This window comes from Mesorhizobium sp. Root552, assembly GCF_001427285.1.
Classification (GTDB): domain Bacteria; phylum Pseudomonadota; class Alphaproteobacteria; order Rhizobiales; family Rhizobiaceae; genus Mesorhizobium.
Window position 1 is genome coordinate 140,955 of the sequence record NZ_LMFV01000061.1, and the last position, 15,392, is coordinate 156,346.

At 62.7% G+C, this 15,392-nt stretch carries 18 protein-coding genes; 3 read left to right on the plus strand and 15 right to left on the minus strand.

All coding sequences use genetic code 11. The features are described 5' to 3' along the window. Positions 1 to 18: 18 nt before the first annotated feature. From ASD50_RS19860 to aroC, 11 genes are all read right to left on the minus strand, one after another. On the minus strand, positions 19 to 531 hold the full coding sequence (locus tag ASD50_RS19860; RefSeq protein ID WP_056245209.1) for an RES family NAD+ phosphorylase: 513 nt from the start codon (positions 529 to 531) through the stop codon (positions 19 to 21). Further along, on the minus strand, positions 524 to 895 hold the full coding sequence (locus ASD50_RS19865; RefSeq protein WP_056245802.1) for an antitoxin Xre/MbcA/ParS toxin-binding domain-containing protein: 372 nt from the start codon (positions 893 to 895) through the stop codon (positions 524 to 526). Before ASD50_RS19865 ends, ASD50_RS19860 begins: the two co-directional genes overlap by 8 nt. Positions 896 to 971: 76 nt before the next feature. Beyond that, on the minus strand, positions 972 to 2,213 hold the full coding sequence (locus ASD50_RS19870) for a class I SAM-dependent RNA methyltransferase (RefSeq protein WP_056245214.1): 1,242 nt from the start codon (positions 2,211 to 2,213) through the stop codon (positions 972 to 974). After that, positions 2,210 to 2,974 carry a TlyA family RNA methyltransferase gene (locus tag ASD50_RS19875; RefSeq protein WP_056245217.1) on the minus strand — a complete coding sequence of 255 codons (765 nt, stop codon included), beginning with the start codon at positions 2,972 to 2,974 and terminating at the stop codon, positions 2,210 to 2,212. The genes ASD50_RS19870 and ASD50_RS19875 overlap by 4 nt, the downstream gene beginning before the upstream one ends. Positions 2,975 to 3,096: 122 nt before the next feature. Next, entirely contained in the window at positions 3,097 to 5,010 is a 1,914-nt protein-coding gene (gene dxs, locus ASD50_RS19880) for a 1-deoxy-D-xylulose-5-phosphate synthase (RefSeq protein WP_056245221.1), read from the minus strand. Positions 5,011 to 5,101: 91 nt separating this feature from the next. Continuing rightward, on the minus strand, positions 5,102 to 6,022 hold the full coding sequence (locus ASD50_RS19885) for a pirin family protein (protein WP_056245224.1): 921 nt from the start codon (positions 6,020 to 6,022) through the stop codon (positions 5,102 to 5,104). A gap of 113 nt (positions 6,023 to 6,135) precedes the next feature. Beyond that, complete coding sequence (locus ASD50_RS19890) at positions 6,136 to 6,387, minus strand: exodeoxyribonuclease VII small subunit (RefSeq protein ID WP_056245226.1); 252 nt, start codon at positions 6,385 to 6,387, stop codon at positions 6,136 to 6,138. A 3-nt stretch (positions 6,388 to 6,390) separates the two neighbouring features. Next, positions 6,391 to 7,317, minus strand: coding sequence for a histone deacetylase family protein (locus ASD50_RS19895; RefSeq protein WP_056245229.1), 927 nt, complete (start codon positions 7,315 to 7,317; stop codon positions 6,391 to 6,393). 70 nt (positions 7,318 to 7,387) lie between these two features. Continuing rightward, a complete protein-coding gene (locus ASD50_RS19900) occupies positions 7,388 to 8,371 on the minus strand; it encodes a hypothetical protein (RefSeq protein ID WP_056245231.1) in 984 nt (327 codons plus the stop codon). An 81-nt stretch (positions 8,372 to 8,452) separates the two neighbouring features. After that, positions 8,453 to 9,550 (minus strand): 3,4-dihydroxy-2-butanone-4-phosphate synthase, encoded by a 1,098-nt coding sequence (gene ribB, locus ASD50_RS19905; RefSeq protein ID WP_056245233.1) that lies wholly within the window; start codon positions 9,548 to 9,550, stop codon positions 8,453 to 8,455. 129 nt (positions 9,551 to 9,679) lie between these two features. Next, complete coding sequence (aroC, locus tag ASD50_RS19910; protein WP_056245238.1) at positions 9,680 to 10,777, minus strand: chorismate synthase; 1,098 nt, start codon at positions 10,775 to 10,777, stop codon at positions 9,680 to 9,682. Positions 10,778 to 10,962: 185 nt separating this feature from the next. Here aroC and ASD50_RS19915 point away from each other — a divergent pair, with 185 nt between their 5' ends. Beyond that, entirely contained in the window at positions 10,963 to 11,226 is a 264-nt protein-coding gene (locus ASD50_RS19915; protein WP_056245241.1) for a DUF1344 domain-containing protein, read from the plus strand. Between the two features lie 12 nt (positions 11,227 to 11,238). Here ASD50_RS19915 and ASD50_RS19920 read toward each other — a convergent pair whose 3' ends face one another. From ASD50_RS19920 to ASD50_RS19935, 4 genes are all read right to left on the minus strand, one after another. Then, positions 11,239 to 11,826, minus strand: coding sequence for a histidine phosphatase family protein (locus ASD50_RS19920; RefSeq protein WP_056245805.1), 588 nt, complete (start codon positions 11,824 to 11,826; stop codon positions 11,239 to 11,241). A gap of 48 nt (positions 11,827 to 11,874) precedes the next feature. Then, positions 11,875 to 12,693 carry an enoyl-ACP reductase FabI gene (gene fabI, locus ASD50_RS19925; RefSeq protein ID WP_056245811.1) on the minus strand — a complete coding sequence of 273 codons (819 nt, stop codon included), beginning with the start codon at positions 12,691 to 12,693 and terminating at the stop codon, positions 11,875 to 11,877. 99 nt (positions 12,694 to 12,792) lie between these two features. Then, entirely contained in the window at positions 12,793 to 13,725 is a 933-nt protein-coding gene (locus ASD50_RS19930; protein WP_056245244.1) for a DnaJ C-terminal domain-containing protein, read from the minus strand. 124 nt (positions 13,726 to 13,849) lie between these two features. Beyond that, on the minus strand, positions 13,850 to 14,311 hold the full coding sequence (locus ASD50_RS19935; RefSeq protein ID WP_056245247.1) for an RT0821/Lpp0805 family surface protein: 462 nt from the start codon (positions 14,309 to 14,311) through the stop codon (positions 13,850 to 13,852). A 370-nt stretch (positions 14,312 to 14,681) separates the two neighbouring features. Between ASD50_RS19935 and ASD50_RS19940 the strand changes: the two genes are divergently transcribed. Next, positions 14,682 to 14,951, plus strand: a complete 270-nt coding sequence (locus ASD50_RS19940; RefSeq protein ID WP_156465194.1) for a hypothetical protein — start codon at positions 14,682 to 14,684, stop codon at positions 14,949 to 14,951. A gap of 68 nt (positions 14,952 to 15,019) precedes the next feature. Beyond that, positions 15,020 to 15,205 carry a hypothetical protein gene (locus tag ASD50_RS19945; protein WP_056245252.1) on the plus strand — a complete coding sequence of 62 codons (186 nt, stop codon included), beginning with the start codon at positions 15,020 to 15,022 and terminating at the stop codon, positions 15,203 to 15,205. The last annotated feature ends 187 nt before the right edge of the window (positions 15,206 to 15,392 follow it).

Genomic DNA, 15,392 nt, shown 5'->3' on the forward strand with positions numbered 1-15,392 from the left:
ATAATCGGTTGCGTGCTCCTAGACCCACGAAGCGGGCGACTTCGGCAGCCTGTGATCGGGATCGATGACATCGAGGCGCGGGCCGTCCTTGCCGTTCCAGCGCCATAGCGCAACGCAGGTGCCGCCCGGCGACATGAAGGACGGATAGACGACGCCGTGCCATCCGTCCTTCAACAACCGCTTGCGCAGCTTATGGGTTTGCGGAACTTCCTTGCGGTCGAGCGTATCGCGCCACTCGCATTTGTGGATCGCCTCGCTGGCACCCAATCCGGCAAGCACCGCTTCGTCGGTCAGGTCGGCCAGCCGCGCGCCCGACAGCTCCAGTTGCGCTATCAGTGCGGGATGCTGGACGAAGCCCTGATTGTATTCCGCCCACGCCGTGGATAGCTCGCGGGCGGCATAGATCGTCGGCACACCAACCGGATTCCAGCGCCCGCCGAAACGGGCCGCACCTTCGCCCGACAGAGGCAGATGCGCCCATTGCGGCACGAAGGCGCGCCACAGGGTCAGCTTCGGCGAAGCGTCAGGCATAGACGCCGGAACGCACTGCCTCCAGATAGGCCAGAACCTTGTCGGCCTTGCCCTCGCCTACGAGATCGTAGGCAGTCTTGCCAGCCCAGCCGGGGATAGGCTGATGCTTGAACCAGATCGCGGCGCGCTGCTCGTCGCCGGCCATTTCGCCGGCCATCGCCAGAATTCGGACCACGGGGCTAAGTGCCGCATCCACCTTGCGCGCGCCAGCCTTCGCCGCCAGCGTGTTGCGGGCGACGCCGATCAGGCCGGCCAGTTCGCTGAGGTTCACGCCAAGCAACTCGGCCACGCGCCGCGCCGACAAGAATGGCGACTTGCCTTCACCAAAGCGCGAGGCCGGGATTTCGAGGACCGCGGAGGTCATGATGACTTCTCCATGCATAAATTGACAATGTAGTGTCAAAATAAGCGCAAAGCCCGCGCAATTCAAGCACGGGGCCTTATCTGCGCTTCCTCGGCTTCTCCAACAGCGCCACCGCCTCGACATGCGGCGACCACAGGAACTGGTCGATCGGCGTCACGCTTTTCAACTGGTAACCGCCAGCGACAAGTATGGCGAGATCGCGGGCAAGCGTTACCGGATTGCACGATACGGCGGCAACAAAGGGCACGTCCGAGCGCGCAAGCTGCTTCGACTGGTCTTCCGCACCGGCGCGCGGCGGATCGAAGACGACACCATCGAAGGCGTTCAATTCCTTGAAGGTCAGCGGCCGCCGGAACAGGTCGCGGCGCTCCCCCGTCACGCGCTTCAATCCAGAGGCGAACCGAAACGCCTTGTCGAGCGCGGAAAGAGCGGCCGCATCGCCTTCCACCGCGTGCACCTCCGACTTCGCGGCAAGCCGCAGCGCGAAGCTGCCGCAACCGGCAAAGAGGTCGGCGACCTTCTTGGCCCGCGAAAGATGCGCGCCGACAAGGCCAATCATTGCCTGCTCCGCTGGTTCCGTGGCCTGCAGAAACGAGCCGGGCGGAACGGCAACGGCAACCGCGCCGAACATCACCACCGGCTTCTTCGGCTCGACGATGATTTCGCCATCCACGGAGAGCCGGGCCAGCCCGTGACGCAGAACGAAGTCGGATGCCGACCTGCGCTGGCGATCTTCCATCTTGCCGGACCCGGCAGCCGCCACATCGAGCCCGGAGGCCGTCGCCGTGACAGACATGTGGAACGAGCGCGGCGTGGCGCAGATTTCACCCGCCAGCTTGCGCAGCGTATCGAACGCGTCAACGATCCCGGGCAGCGTCACCGGGCATTCGTCCAGCGGAACGATCTCCGCCGACAGATGCCGATTGAAGCCAAGCAGCATGCCCTTTTCGGTGCGGCGCGCGCTCAGCGTCACCCTGCGGCGCGTATGCGGGGCGCACGGCACAAGCTCGCCAACCTCGCAGCCGATCCTGACCGCCTTCAGCGCCTGAACGACCTTTTCGCGCTTCCATGCGCGATAGGCGCCGTCTTCCAGATGCTGGACGGCACAGCCGCCGCATTCGCCGAAATGACGGCAGGCTGGCTCGACCCTCAGCGGCGACGGTTCAAGCAGCGCCATCAGCGTTGCGCGATCCCGTTCGCGCGCGGCCGTCACCATCTCACCCGGCAAGGTGAAGGGAATGAAGACGTGACCGCCCTCAACGCTGGCGACACCGTCGCCCTGCGCGCCAAGCCTCTCGATGGTGAAGCGCGTGCTCATCTGTCCTTGACGCCCCCAAGCAGGAATTCGCGGTTGCCGTCGCCGCCTTCGATAGGTGAGGGGCAAAGCCCAAGCGCGCGCCAGGCCGGCTGAGCGCCCAGCCACGCCTGCAAATCCGCAGCCACCCGCCCGGCATCCGCCGCATCCTTCAACAATCCGCCCTTGCCGATTGCGTCCTTGCCGGCTTCGAACTGCGGCTTGACCAGAAGCAGCGCCCGCGCGCCGGCTTTGGCCAACATCAGCGCCGGCGGCAGCGCCAGTTTCAACGAAATGAAGCTGACATCGGAGACGATGAAATCGGGTGTCCGGCCGCCAAGGTCAGCAGACGACAGGTTGCGGGCGTTCAGGCCCTCTACGGACGTCACGCGCGGATCGTTGGCGATGCCGTCATGCATCTGGCCATGGCCGACATCTATCGCCGTCACATGCGCCGCGCCACGTTCCAGCAGCACCTGCGTGAAACCACCGGTCGAAGCGCCGACATCAAGCGCCTCGCAACCCGAAACATCGAACCGGAAATGGTCGAGGCCGGCGATCAGCTTCAGCGCCGCCCGAGATACATAGGCCTGGGCGGGATCGTCCACGGAGATAGACGCATCTGGCAAAACAGCTTGGCCCGCCTTGCGCACCACCGCGCCATCCACACTCACCGTGCCCCGCTCGACCGCATCGCGGGCACGCGAACGGCTGGCGAACAGCCCACGATTGACGAGCAGTTCGTCAAGCCGCTGGCGCGCACTGGCTGGCTGGAAAGGCTTCATCGGCCTTCATTGGCGAAAGCCGAGGGCGAAGGCAAGCGCCATCTCAATCGAACAAAATCGATTCGAACCAGAGACTTATGTTGCCATGCTTGCAAACCGATTCACCGGCCTAATCCAGTAAATCAGGCGCGCTGCGCGCCAACCGAACGCCCAAGCGTGGCAAAGACGGCATGCACGATGCCCGCCGCATCAAGGCCGGCAGCGGCGTACATCTTTTCCGGCTTGCCGTGGTCGGTGAACTCATCGGGCAGCACCAGCGGGCGCACCTTGAGGCCGCTTTCGAGCAGCCCTTCATGCGCGAGGAAATGCAGCACATGGCTGGCGAAGCCGCCAATCGCGCCCTCCTCCACGGTCACCAGCACGTCGTGCGAGCGGGCAAGCCGGCGCACCAGACCCTCATCCAGCGGCTTGGCGAAACGTGCGTCGGCAACGGTGGTCGAAAGCCCTGCCGCGCCCAGTTCCTCGGCTGCCAGCAGGCAGTCGGCAAGGCGCGTTCCAAACGATAGCAGCGCAACCTTGGTGCCTTCCTTCACGATACGGCCCTTGCCGATTTCCAGCACCGAACCGCGTTCGGGCATCTCGACGCCGACACCATTGCCGCGCGGATAGCGGAAGGAAATCGGACCTTCGTCATAGCTCGCGGCGGTGCGCACCATATGGCGCAACTCGGCTTCATCCGCCGCCGCCATGACGACGAAGCCCGGCAAGGAAGCAAGGAAAGTCGTGTCGAACGCGCCGCAATGCGTCGCGCCATCAGCACCGACATAGCCGGCACGGTCGATAGGAAAACGCACCGGCAGTTTCTGGATCGCCACGTCGTGCACGACCTGGTCGTAGGCGCGTTGCAGGAAGGTCGAATAGATCGCGGCGAACGGCTTATAGCCCTCCGTCGCCAATCCGGCGGCAAAGGTCACCCCATGCTGTTCGGCGATGCCGACATCGAAGGTACGACCAGGGAAGGCCTCGCCAAACAGGTCGAGGCCGGTGCCGCCCGGCATGGCGGCGGTCACGGCAACGATCCGCTCATCCTCGCGCGCTTCCTGGATCAGGCTTTGGGCAAACACCTTGGTGTAGCTCGGCGCATTGGCTGGAGCCTTCGCCTGCGCGCCGGTGATGACGTCGAAGCGGTTGACGCCGTGATACTTGTCGGCGGCGGCTTCGGCCGGCGCATAGCCCTTGCCCTTCTGCGTCACGACATGGATCAGCACAGGGCCCGTGCCGTGGTCGCGCACGTTCTTCAGGACGGGTACGAGGTGTTCCAGATTGTGCCCGTCTATGGGACCGATATGGAAGAAGCCCATTTCCTCGAACAGCGTGCCGCCGGTGACATAGCCGCGCGCATGTTCCACGGCGCGGGTGATCGCCCGGTCGGCCCGCTCGCCGAGATAGCCCGTCAGCTTCTTGCCGAATTCGCGAAAGCCTTGATAGGTCCGGCCGGAAGCAAGGCGCGCCAGATAGGCGCTCATCGCACCCACGGGCGGTGCAATCGACATATCGTTGTCGTTCAGGATGACGATCAGCCGCGAGCCCAATGCGCCCGCATTGTTCAAGGCCTCATAGGCCATGCCCGCCGACAGCGCGCCATCACCGATGACGGCAATGACGTTGTTCTTTCCGCCGGAAAGGTCGCGCGCCACCGCCATGCCGAGGCCGGCGGAGATCGAGGTGGAAGAATGCGCCGCGCCAAACGGATCGTAGGCGCTCTCGTCGCGCTTGGTGAAGCCGGACAGCCCGCCCTCTTGCCTCAGCGTGCGGATGCGGTCGCGACGGCCGCTCAAGATCTTGTGCGGATAGGCCTGGTGGCCGACATCCCAGATGACGCGATCCTGCGGTGTGTTGAAGACGTAGTGCAGCGCCACCGTCAGTTCGACGACACCCAATCCCGCGCCGAGATGGCCGCCGGTCTGGGAGACCGCGTCGATCATTTCCGTACGCAACTCGGCTGCCAGTTGCGGCAGTGCGGTTTCAGGCAAACCGCGCAAATCCGCCGGAACGGTCACCTTGTCCAGAAGCGGGGTGTCGGGTCTAGGGTTCACGTCGGCAGCCCATCCATATTCCTGTCGGTGACAAGCGGGATATGCCGTACAAGCTACAATGTAAATGCGCCGTGACGTCCCGTAGCGCGCCTCAGCCTTCCGGCAACGGGATGAACTCCTCCTCGTCGCCCGGCACGATGTCGAAGCGGCCGGTTTTCCATTCTTCCTTGGCCTGTTCGATGCGCTCTTTCGACGACGACACGAAATTCCACCAGATGTAGCGCTTGGAACCGAGCGAAGCGCCGCCGAACAGCATGAAGTGCGCACCGTGTTCCGAAGATATCACGATCTCGTCACCCGGCTTGAACACCAGCAACCGTTCGGCCGGAAAGCGGTCGCCAGAGATCGAAACCTCGCCTTCCAGCGTGTAGATTGCGCGCTCCTCGGCATCGGCTGGAATCTGCACCTTGGCGCCCGGCGCAAGCCTGATATCGGCATAGAGCGTTTCGGATGCTGCATGCACGGGCGATTTCAGGCCGGAAAAGCCGCCGATGACGATGCGGCCGCTCACCCCGTCAGCGTCGAATTGCGGCAGGGCCGCGCTGGCCGTGTTTTCAAACAGCGGCGCAACCTCTTCCTTGCCGTCCGGCAGCGCAAGCCACGTCTGCAAGCCGGACACCGACATCGGCGCGCCGCGCAATTCTTCCGGCGTGCGCTCGGAATGGACGATGCCACGGCCAGCCGTCATCAAATTCACATCGCCCGGCTGGATGACCATCTCGGTGCCGAGTGAATCGCGGTGCCTTATCTTGCCGTCGAACAGGTAGGTCACCGTCGAAAGACCGATATGCGGATGCGGGCGCACGTCCAGCGCCTGCCCTGCCCTCAGGATCGCCGGCCCCATGCGGTCGAAAGAGATGAACGGGCCCACCAGCCGCCGCTTTGCCGTCGGCAAGGCGCGCCGCACCTGGAAGCCGTCAATGTCTCGGGCGTTGGGGATCACCATCAGTTCGATGGCGTCGCAGGCGAAGGCATCGCCGATATTCGGATCGTTTCCGGGAAAGAAGCTCATCACGCGGCTCCCTGTTTCAGCACATGCGATGCACTCTATGCGCCATGCGCAAACCGGGAAAGCCGCAAAGCCGCGACGGACTGTTTACCCGCCGCGGCTTGCAAAAAGCAGATCTACTCGCCGTCCAGTGGCTCGGTGCCGACAGCCTTGCCGTCGCGCGACAGCCGGATCTTCTCGACCTTGTCCTCGGCAGCTTTGAGCAAGCGGTCGCAATGCGCCTTCAGCGCCTCGCCCCGCTCATAGATGCGGATCGACTGGTCGAGCGCCACGTCGCCGCGCTCCAGATCGACTACGATCTTCTCCAGCGCATCGAGCGCCTGCTCGAAGCTCATCGCCTTGACGTCCTCGTTCGCCTCGCCGGCCATGTCCTATCCCTTCATCATGCGCGCGACATGGGCCGCGACCGAAAATGCCAGTCCCTGCAGATCGTAGCCGCCTTCCAGCAGGCTGACGAGACGGTTGCCGCTATGGCGTCCCGCACGATCCATCAACTGGCCGGTTGCCCAGTCGAAATCATCCTCGTCCAGGTTGATCTCGGCCAGCGGATCACGGTGATGCGCGTCGAAACCGGCGGAAACGATGATCAGGTCGGGCGCAAACTTGTCCAGCGCCGGCAATACGCGCGTCTCGAACGCCTCGCGGAAGGTTTCCGAACCGGTTTGCGGAGCCAGCGGTGCGTTGACGATATTGCCGGCACCCGTCTCGTTCTTCGCGCCGGTGCCCGGATAAAGCGGCATCTGGTGGGTCGAACAATAGAGCACGCTCGGATCGTCCCAGAAGATGTCCTGCGTGCCATTGCCGTGATGCACGTCCCAATCGACGATGGCGACGCGTTCCGCACCATGTTTCTTCTGGGCATGGCGGGCGGCAATGGCGGCATAGTTGAAGAAGCAAAAGCCCATCGCCGTGGTCTTTTCGGCATGGTGTCCGGGCGGCCTTGCCGCAACGAAGACATTGGTCGCCCTGCCCTCGAACACATCGTCGACGGCAGCGTTTGCCGCGCCAATCGCCGTCAGCGCGGCCTGCCAGCTTTTTGGACTCGCCGTGGTATCGGCATCGATGCGCGCAATGCCGGTGTCCGGAATGGCGGCCCGCACCCGGTCCACGAAAGCGGCCGGATGAGCATAGAGAATGGTCGCCTCGTCGCCTTCCGGGGCCTGCACGCGGTCGAGCGCGGCAAACGCCTCGTCGTCCAGCGCACGCTCGATGGCGCGCAGCCGGTCGGGACGCTCCGGGTGACCGGGCGGCGTTATATGCTCAAGATAGATCGGATGGGTATAAAGGCGCGTGACCATGCCCCGATATAGGCGCGAGGGCGGCTCTTGGCCATGATTTCACGCTTCGAAGGCGCAACGATCAACAGAATCAGGTGCGCTCCGCCGGTCTGGCCGTAGCGGCGCTTCCGAACGAACCCATCGCCTTGTCTTTCAGTTCGCGGAACTTCGAGGAAGCTTCCGCCAATTTGCGATCCCATTCAGGATTGGGCACTTGGCCCTCTATCGTGCGGAAATAGACCTGCATCAACGAAGCAATGGCAAACGGCTCGATCAGAGCGGCCTTGAATGCCCAGGCAAATACGATGGCGAAGACGAAAGCCCAGCCGCCGAGCTGGCCCGGCATGAAGTAGAGCAGCGCTCCAGCCGGCGCGATCATGAACAGGAAGACCAGGAACGACACCACCCACATGATCACCGCCAGCCAGATGGCGTTCTTCAGCATCACCTTGCCGTTCTGCGCGTAAAGCACGACGCCTCGGCGGGCGCTCTCGAAGGGCGATGAAGAGTTCACCCGGATGTTGTAGCCAAGGATTATTTCGTCGACATAGGTCAGCGAAATGCGCACCACCGTGTTGGCGAAACGCACAAGCCCGTCGAGGCCGGGGATCGGCAGGAAGGCCGCGACGCCGCCGATCAACCCGGTGATTGCCCGGATCGCTCCCTTCACCAACTGGTCCACGACGAAAAGCACGTTCGCCTCGGCGAAGCGCTGCGTAACCACTTCCCTCGCATAGCTGATCTGGTTCTGGCCGCCCGGAACCTCGCGCCCGTCGACCAGATGCACCATGACGGCGATATGCCCTGCCTTGACGATGTAGAGGATATATTCCCGGATCCAGTAGACGGCTATCGACACAAGGCCGAAGCCGACGATGCCGCCCCATACGGCAAACGAAGCCGGCCCGTCAGGGTCGGAAGATATGTGGCCAACCCCATAGCCGACGCCGGCCCCCGATCCCGTTGCAAGGATATAGGCCAGCGTAATGCCGAAATAGACGACCATGCGCAGCAGGATGAACGGCCACGTCCGCGCCATCATGGACAGTGAGGTACCGACGCTGAAATCCCACATCGCCCGATTCTCTCCTCGCCAGCGGCGGGAGGATGAAGACAATGCCTCGGTGGGTCAACAGGGCGGCAGCGGCGTGGCCCGCTACGCGATCTCGGTGCTGGCGATGTGAATGCCGAAGCCTTCCAGCCCGACATAGTGCCGTTCGCGCGACGCGATCAGGTTGATCGAGGAAATGCCGAGATCCTTGAGGATCTGCGCGCCAAGCCCGATTTCGCGCCATTCGTTCTCGCGGCGGCGGGCTTCCTCATGATCCTCATGGTCAGCCGAAGGCCGCTTGCGGTCCTGATGCGCCACGCCGACCGATCCCTCGCGCAGATAGACGATGACGCCCCGCTTCTGCTCGCCCATCGAACGCATGATGTCGTCAAGCCGATGGCGGGTGCCGAAAACATCGGCCACCACATCTTCAGGATGCAGGCGAACCGGCACCTCGACGCCGTCGCGGATATCGCCGAAGACAATGGCCAGATGCTGCATCGGGTCCCACGGCAGGGTGTAGGCATAGAGCTTGGCCTTGCCGCCGGTCGTGTCGATATCGGTGCAGGCAACGCGCTCGACCAGCGTTTCCTGGCGCTGGCGATAGGCGATCAGATCGGCCACAGATACCTGCTTCAATCCATGCTGTTCGGCAAACGCCGCCACCTGCGGGCCGCGCTTGACCGTGCCGTCGTCATTGACCAGTTCGGAAATCACGCCCACCGGCGGCAGGCCGGCCAGTTTGCAAAGGTCGACCGCAGCTTCCGTATGGCCCGAACGCATCAACACCCCGCCTTCGCGGGCGATCAGCGGGAATATGTGGCCGGGGCGCACGAAATCTGCGCCGCCGACATTGCCATTGGCCAGATTGCGCACGGTCAGCGTGCGGTCGTCCGCCGAAATGCCGGTCGTGGTACCGTGCTTGAAGTCGACGCTGACCGTAAACGCGGTGGTGTGGGCGGAATCGTTGTCCGCCACCATCGGCGCAAGGTTCAGCCGCTTGGCGTCTTCGCGCAGCATCGGCGCGCAAACAATGCCGGAGGTATGGCGCACGATGAAGGCCATCTTTTCCGGCGTGCAGTGAACGGCCGCCACGATCAGGTCGCCTTCGTTCTCGCGCCCGTCGTCGTCCATCACCACGACGATTTCGCCGCGCTCGAAAGAGCGCAAGGCTTCAACGATTTTCTTCTGGTCGTAAGGCATGGGATTCTCGCTTCGCTAGCAAGGCAATAAGGCAGTACGGCAATAGGGCAATAGGGCAATAGGGAACCAAGAGGAAGTGGCAAGTGGCGGTCCGCCCCCACTGCCGTACTGCCCTATTCCCCTACTCCCTTATCTTCCCGTCTGCCCGCGATGGCGCAGATAGTGATCGGCAATAGCGCAGGCAACCATCGCCTCGCCAATAGGCACAGCCCTGATGCCGACGCACGGATCATGCCTGCCCTTGGTCATGACATCGACGTCGTTGCCGTCCTTGTCGATCGACTTGCGCGGCGTCAGGATCGACGAAGTAGGCTTGACCGCAAAGCGGGCTATGACAGGCTGGCCGGTCGAGATGCCGCCAAGAATACCGCCGGCGTGGTTCGACAGGAACACAGGCTTGCCGTCATTGCCCATGCGCATCTCGTCGGCGTTCTGTTCGCCGGTGATGGTCGCTGCCTCGAAGCCATTGCCGATCTCGACGCCCTTCACGGCATTGATCGACATCAGGTTGGACGCAATATCCTGGTCGAGCTTGGCATAGATCGGCGCACCCAGGCCTGCGGGCACGCCGTCAGCGACAATCTCGATCACAGCGCCGACCGAGGAGCCGGCCTTGCGGATGCCGTCGAGATAGGCCGTGAACACCGGTACCGAGGCGGGGTCCGGCGTGAAGAACGGATTTTCGGCATCGCCGATGAAATTCCAGTTCCAGTTCGCGCGGTCGATCTTCTTCTCACCCATCGAAACAAGCGCGCCGCGCACCACAAGGCCGGGCACGACCTTGCGCGCCAAGGCACCCGCCGCCACTCGCGCCGCCGTCTCGCGCGCCGAGGAGCGGCCGCCGCCACGATGGTCGCGCAGTCCGTATTTCACATCATAGGTGTAGTCGGCATGGCCCGGGCGGTACTGGCGTGCGATCTCGCCATAGTCCTTGGAGCGCTGGTCGACGTTTTCGATCATCATCGAAACTGGCGTGCCGGTGGTGATCATGGTCACGCCGTCCTCGTCGAACACGAAACCGGATAGCACCTTCACCTCGTCCGGCTCGCGCCGCTGCGTCACGAAACGCGACTGGCCCGGACGCCTGCGGTCGAGTTCGGCCTGGATGTCGGCAAGCGTGAAGCGGATGCCGGGCGGGCAGCCGTCGACCACGCAGCCCAGGGCCGCGCCATGGCTCTCGCCCCAGGTGGTCACGCGAAAAAGATGACCGAAAGTGTTGTGAGACATGGAAACTGGCCCTGCCCGGCGTCTGATCGGTTCGTCTGCGCCTTCTATTGGCGTTTTTTGCAGTGGTCAAACTGTGATCAGCGCTGTCCAAGCTTTGACACATTGGGCTGGTTTCTGCACTCTTCGCTGAGCCCCAAATCGCCTGCCGCCAAATCGGCCGGGCGCAAGAAACCAAGAGGACGACAATGCTTACCCGGATCGGGCGTACGCTCCTTGGCGCCATTGCCGCTGTGCTTTTCATTTCCACCGCCGCCTTTGCAGGGCAGACGGAAGGCGTGATCAAGAAAGTCGACAAGGAAGCGATGACGCTGACGCTGGATGACGGCAAGGCCTACAAGCTGAACGCCGAAATGGATGTCGATTCGCTTCAGCCCGGAATGGATATCGTCATCGCCTTCGACGTAACCGACGCCGGCAACGTCATCACCGATATGCAGTTGCCGGAATAGGCCGCGCTCAGATCAAAGCCATTCGAGATGGCCGTCCTGCCAGCGCAGGATGCGGTCCTGCGGGGTGTCGAGCGATCCGGCCTTGGCCTTCGACACCTTCTCCACGAGCCGGAACAGCGCCCGTATAACCCCGCCATGGGTTACGCACACTGTCTGACGATCCAGCGCCTCGAATAGCGGACGCACGCGCTCCAAAAGCATCTGGTAGCTCTCGGCTGCATCGCCCGGCGGCCTGAAGTCCCACTTGTCCAGCACACGTCCCCGCGTCGAGCCCGGATAGCGCTCCTCCACCTCGGCAATCGTATAGCCTTGCCAATCGCCGAAATTCATCTCCATCAGGCGCGGATCAGTGCTGTAGCCCTGGGCAGGCAGCCCCATCGCCTGCCGCACCAGTTCCATCGTATGGCGGGTGCGGATCATCGGGCTGGCGACAAAATCGAAATCCTGCGGGTCGGCAATCAGTTCGGCCAACCTCTTGCCATTTCCCGTTGCCTCGCTGCGGCCCCGTGAGTTGAGATCGATATCCGCCTGCCCTTGCAGACGTTCTTCCACGTTCCAGTCGGTCTGGCCGTGGCGCACGATATAGACAAGCGGAGACATGGCGTCTGGCACTCGTTCGCGTAGCGGGACAGAGCCCGGAATTGGGATTTAGTCTTTTACCGTCGAAATATCCGGCGCATCCACCGCCTTCATGCCGACGACATGATAGCCGGAATCGACGTGATGAACCTCGCCGGTGACGCCGCGCGACAGGTCGGACAACAGGTAGAGCCCCGAATCGCCGACTTCTTCCGGTGTCACCGTGCGCTTCAGCGGCGAGTTGTATTCGTTCCACTTCAAGATGTAGCGGAAATCGCCGATGCCGGAGGCAGCCAGCGTCTTGATCGGGCCGGCTGAGATGGCGTTGACGCGGATGCCGCGCCCGCCGAGATCCACGGCCAGATAACGCACGCTCGCCTCCAGCGCCGCCTTGGCAACGCCCATGACGTTGTAGTGCGGCATGACCTTCTCCGCGCCGTAGTAGGTCAAGGTCAAAAGCGAACCGCCGTCGTTCATGATCGCCTCGGCACGCTTGGCGATGTCGGTGAAGGAAAACACCGAGATTTCCATCGTGCGATTGAAATTGGCGCGCGTGGTTTCGACATAGCGGCCATCAAGCTCCTCCTTGTCGGAAAAAGCGATGGCATGGACGAGGAAGTCGATCTTGCCGAAATGGCCGGCGACATCGGCGAACACCGCATCGAGGCTTGCCGGATCGGTGACGTCGCAATGGCCGCTGACATGAGCGCCCAGTTCCGCCGCCAAAGGCTCGACGCGCTTCTTGAACGCCTCGCCCTGATAGGTCAGCGCAATCTCGGCGCCTTGGTCGACGCAGGCCTTGGCGATGCCGAAAGCGATAGAGCGATTGTTGGCGACGCCCAAAATAAGGCCGCGCTTGCCGGCCATAAGGCCCTGTCCACCCGCCATTTCAGCGTTCTCCGCACGTTTTTGCTTGGGAGGTGCCCTATCGCACAGCCTTACAGCGGCTTCAAGCACCCAAACGCCTGCCGACAACGTGAAGTCGCATCACTTGTTCCGCATCAGGGCTTCCAGGTCCTTGTCGCCACCTTCCGGCAGCATGATGCGCACATGGACGTAGAGATCGCCATGACCGCCGGCCTTTTCCGGCAATCCCCTGCCCTTGAGGCGCAGCACCTTGTCGGAACTCGACCATTCCGGCACGTTAAGCGCCAGCTTGCCGGCCGGGGTCTCGACCGGCAGCTTCGCACCAAGCACGGCCTCCTTCAGCGACACCGGCAAGTCAGCGTGCAGGTCGCGCCCTTCGATCCGGTAGCGTGGATGACGGCGGAACCTGATCTTCACCAGCGCATCGCCGGCGCCGCCCGGTCCCTGCTCGCCCTGTCCCTTGAGCCGGATCGTCTGGCCATCCTCGACATAGGTCGGCAATTTGACCGCAATCTTGCGGCCATCGGGAAACTGTGCCGTCACCTTTGGCGCGGTGGCGGCTTCCTCGATCGTAACGTCCAGCACCACGTTCAAGTCGGCGCCCTGCGCGGCCGCGCGCCTGCGGTCGCCGCCGGGCCACTGCTCCTGGCCGCGCGCCTGCTGCTGGCCGAACGCGCCACCGAATATCTGGCTGAAAATGTCGCTGTCGAAACCTTGCGGCCCGGCACCGCCGCTGCGGAATTCGAAATTGGAGCCACCGGGGCCTTGCTGGCGACGGAACCCGGCAAACGGATCACCCCCGGCAGCCCTTTCGAAGCCCTGGAAGCGCGGCTTGCCATCGGCATCGATCTCGCCACGGTCGAACGCGGCGCGCGCCTTCTCGTCGCCGAGGATCTCGTAAGCCTGGTTGGCGGCGGCAAAGCGATCCTTCGCCTTGGGATCGTTCGGATTCTGGTCCGGATGATCCTTCTTGGCGAGCTTGCGGTAAGCCGATTTTATTTCCTTGGCCGAAGCGTTCTTTGCAACGCCCAGCACCTCATAGGGGTCGCGCATCAATCCTGCCTGCTAGCGAGAGGGGTTAGGGTCTGACGTTATATGCGCTTCAATAGGAAGAAATTCCAGTGCTGCACGAAAACAGGCTAGGATCAGGACCGGTCAAATACGCCCTGATCCCGGATTACGCCGCCTTGAAGTCATCGATACGCCAGACGCCGGCACCGACCATACAGATGCGCCCGTTATAGAGGGCAATGCCGTCGAAGCTCTCCCGCGTCGCGGCGAACTCGCGGCACAACTCGCCCTTGTTGCGGCTTTCCGTCAGCCCCGTGATCGAACCGCGCGAGCCGGTATCGGCATTTGCCCATGACAGCGAGCGGCCGGCACTTTCCTCAAGGTCGGCGGAGGATACCGCATTGCGGATCGTCAACTGGTCGGCGACCATGCCGCCGTCCGTCACCGTCGCGCTCGCCTGCACGTTGCTGGTGATGATCGCACGATCGACCTCGGCCTTTTCCAGGCTGAAACCGCCCACACCGCAACCGGCCAGCGCGGCAACACAAGCAAGGGTGACGATCTTCACGCCGAACGACGCGATATTGGGATATTGCCAACTGTCAAAAGGCTGCGCGCTACGCGACAATCGGCAGTCTCCCGGCCCGGAAATAAAGTTTGAATAAACTATGAACGACTGCGGGTTAACAGAAGATTGCCGCACGAGGCCATGTGCAGGATCACGAGGAAAAACAGCCCGTTTTCGAGCCATTCAAGCACTTGTGAACCTTGCTTCGGCTAAACGGCCCCAACGGCAACGGGGACTCAAACAAACTTGTTGTAAAAGAGATGCTTTAGAGTGTAGCACTAATCTAGATTAATTTTGGGAGGCGCACTAGGCAAAAAGTGCCTTTTGCAGGCGTGAAATGCTTAAATATGCGGTGCTGGCCGCCGCAGTGCTCGCCTCGGGCACGGCAGATGCCAGAGCCAAGCCCTAGGCCTACAAGGCAGGGGTCCTGGTGAGCAATGCGGGCAGCGGCCCGTACTCGATCTGTGACACGATCGCAGACCTCGACCGGTTTCTCGGATTGGCGAAACTGCGCGCCGTGGAGGCCATGGCGCAGTACTCGAACTGCATCATCAGCACCCGGCCGCTGACTGCGGTCGTGCTGGAAAGCAGCGGCGACTATGTGCGCGCCATGTCCACCACCGATGACGGCTCAACGCGCGAGTTCTGGTTCTACCGGGGCCACCTGCGTTCGAGGAAAGACTATCAGGCGGAAGCCTGACGTCTCGCCGCCGTCGACAAGGGCGCGCTTGGCCAACAATGTTATCCCGACAGGGAAAGCTGGACCGAATGAAGATGCCGACATCCGTCATCGTCACCTTGAGGATTTGCGTCGAGATCGATGACGAATATCTGGCTTCGGACCACATCGAAAACATCGTTGAAGTGGCCCAGAGAACCTTCCCGGTGGCCAACGTCGAAATGCTCGGATCTGACATTGCCGGCGGCACCGAGCGCGACTGCGAGCCTGTCTAGCCGCAACAGCCGACAGCGGCAGGCAACTGTCGGCAATCGCGATGAAACAACAATGAAGAGCTATAGGTCCAGACAGCGAATCCGGTTTGCCTGACGGCAACGCGTAAGGCTAGGGTATCCTGGCCTGACCGGTGTCATTAGCACGCGGAAAGCTGCAACCAGTTCCGCCCGACTTACCGGGCCCTCT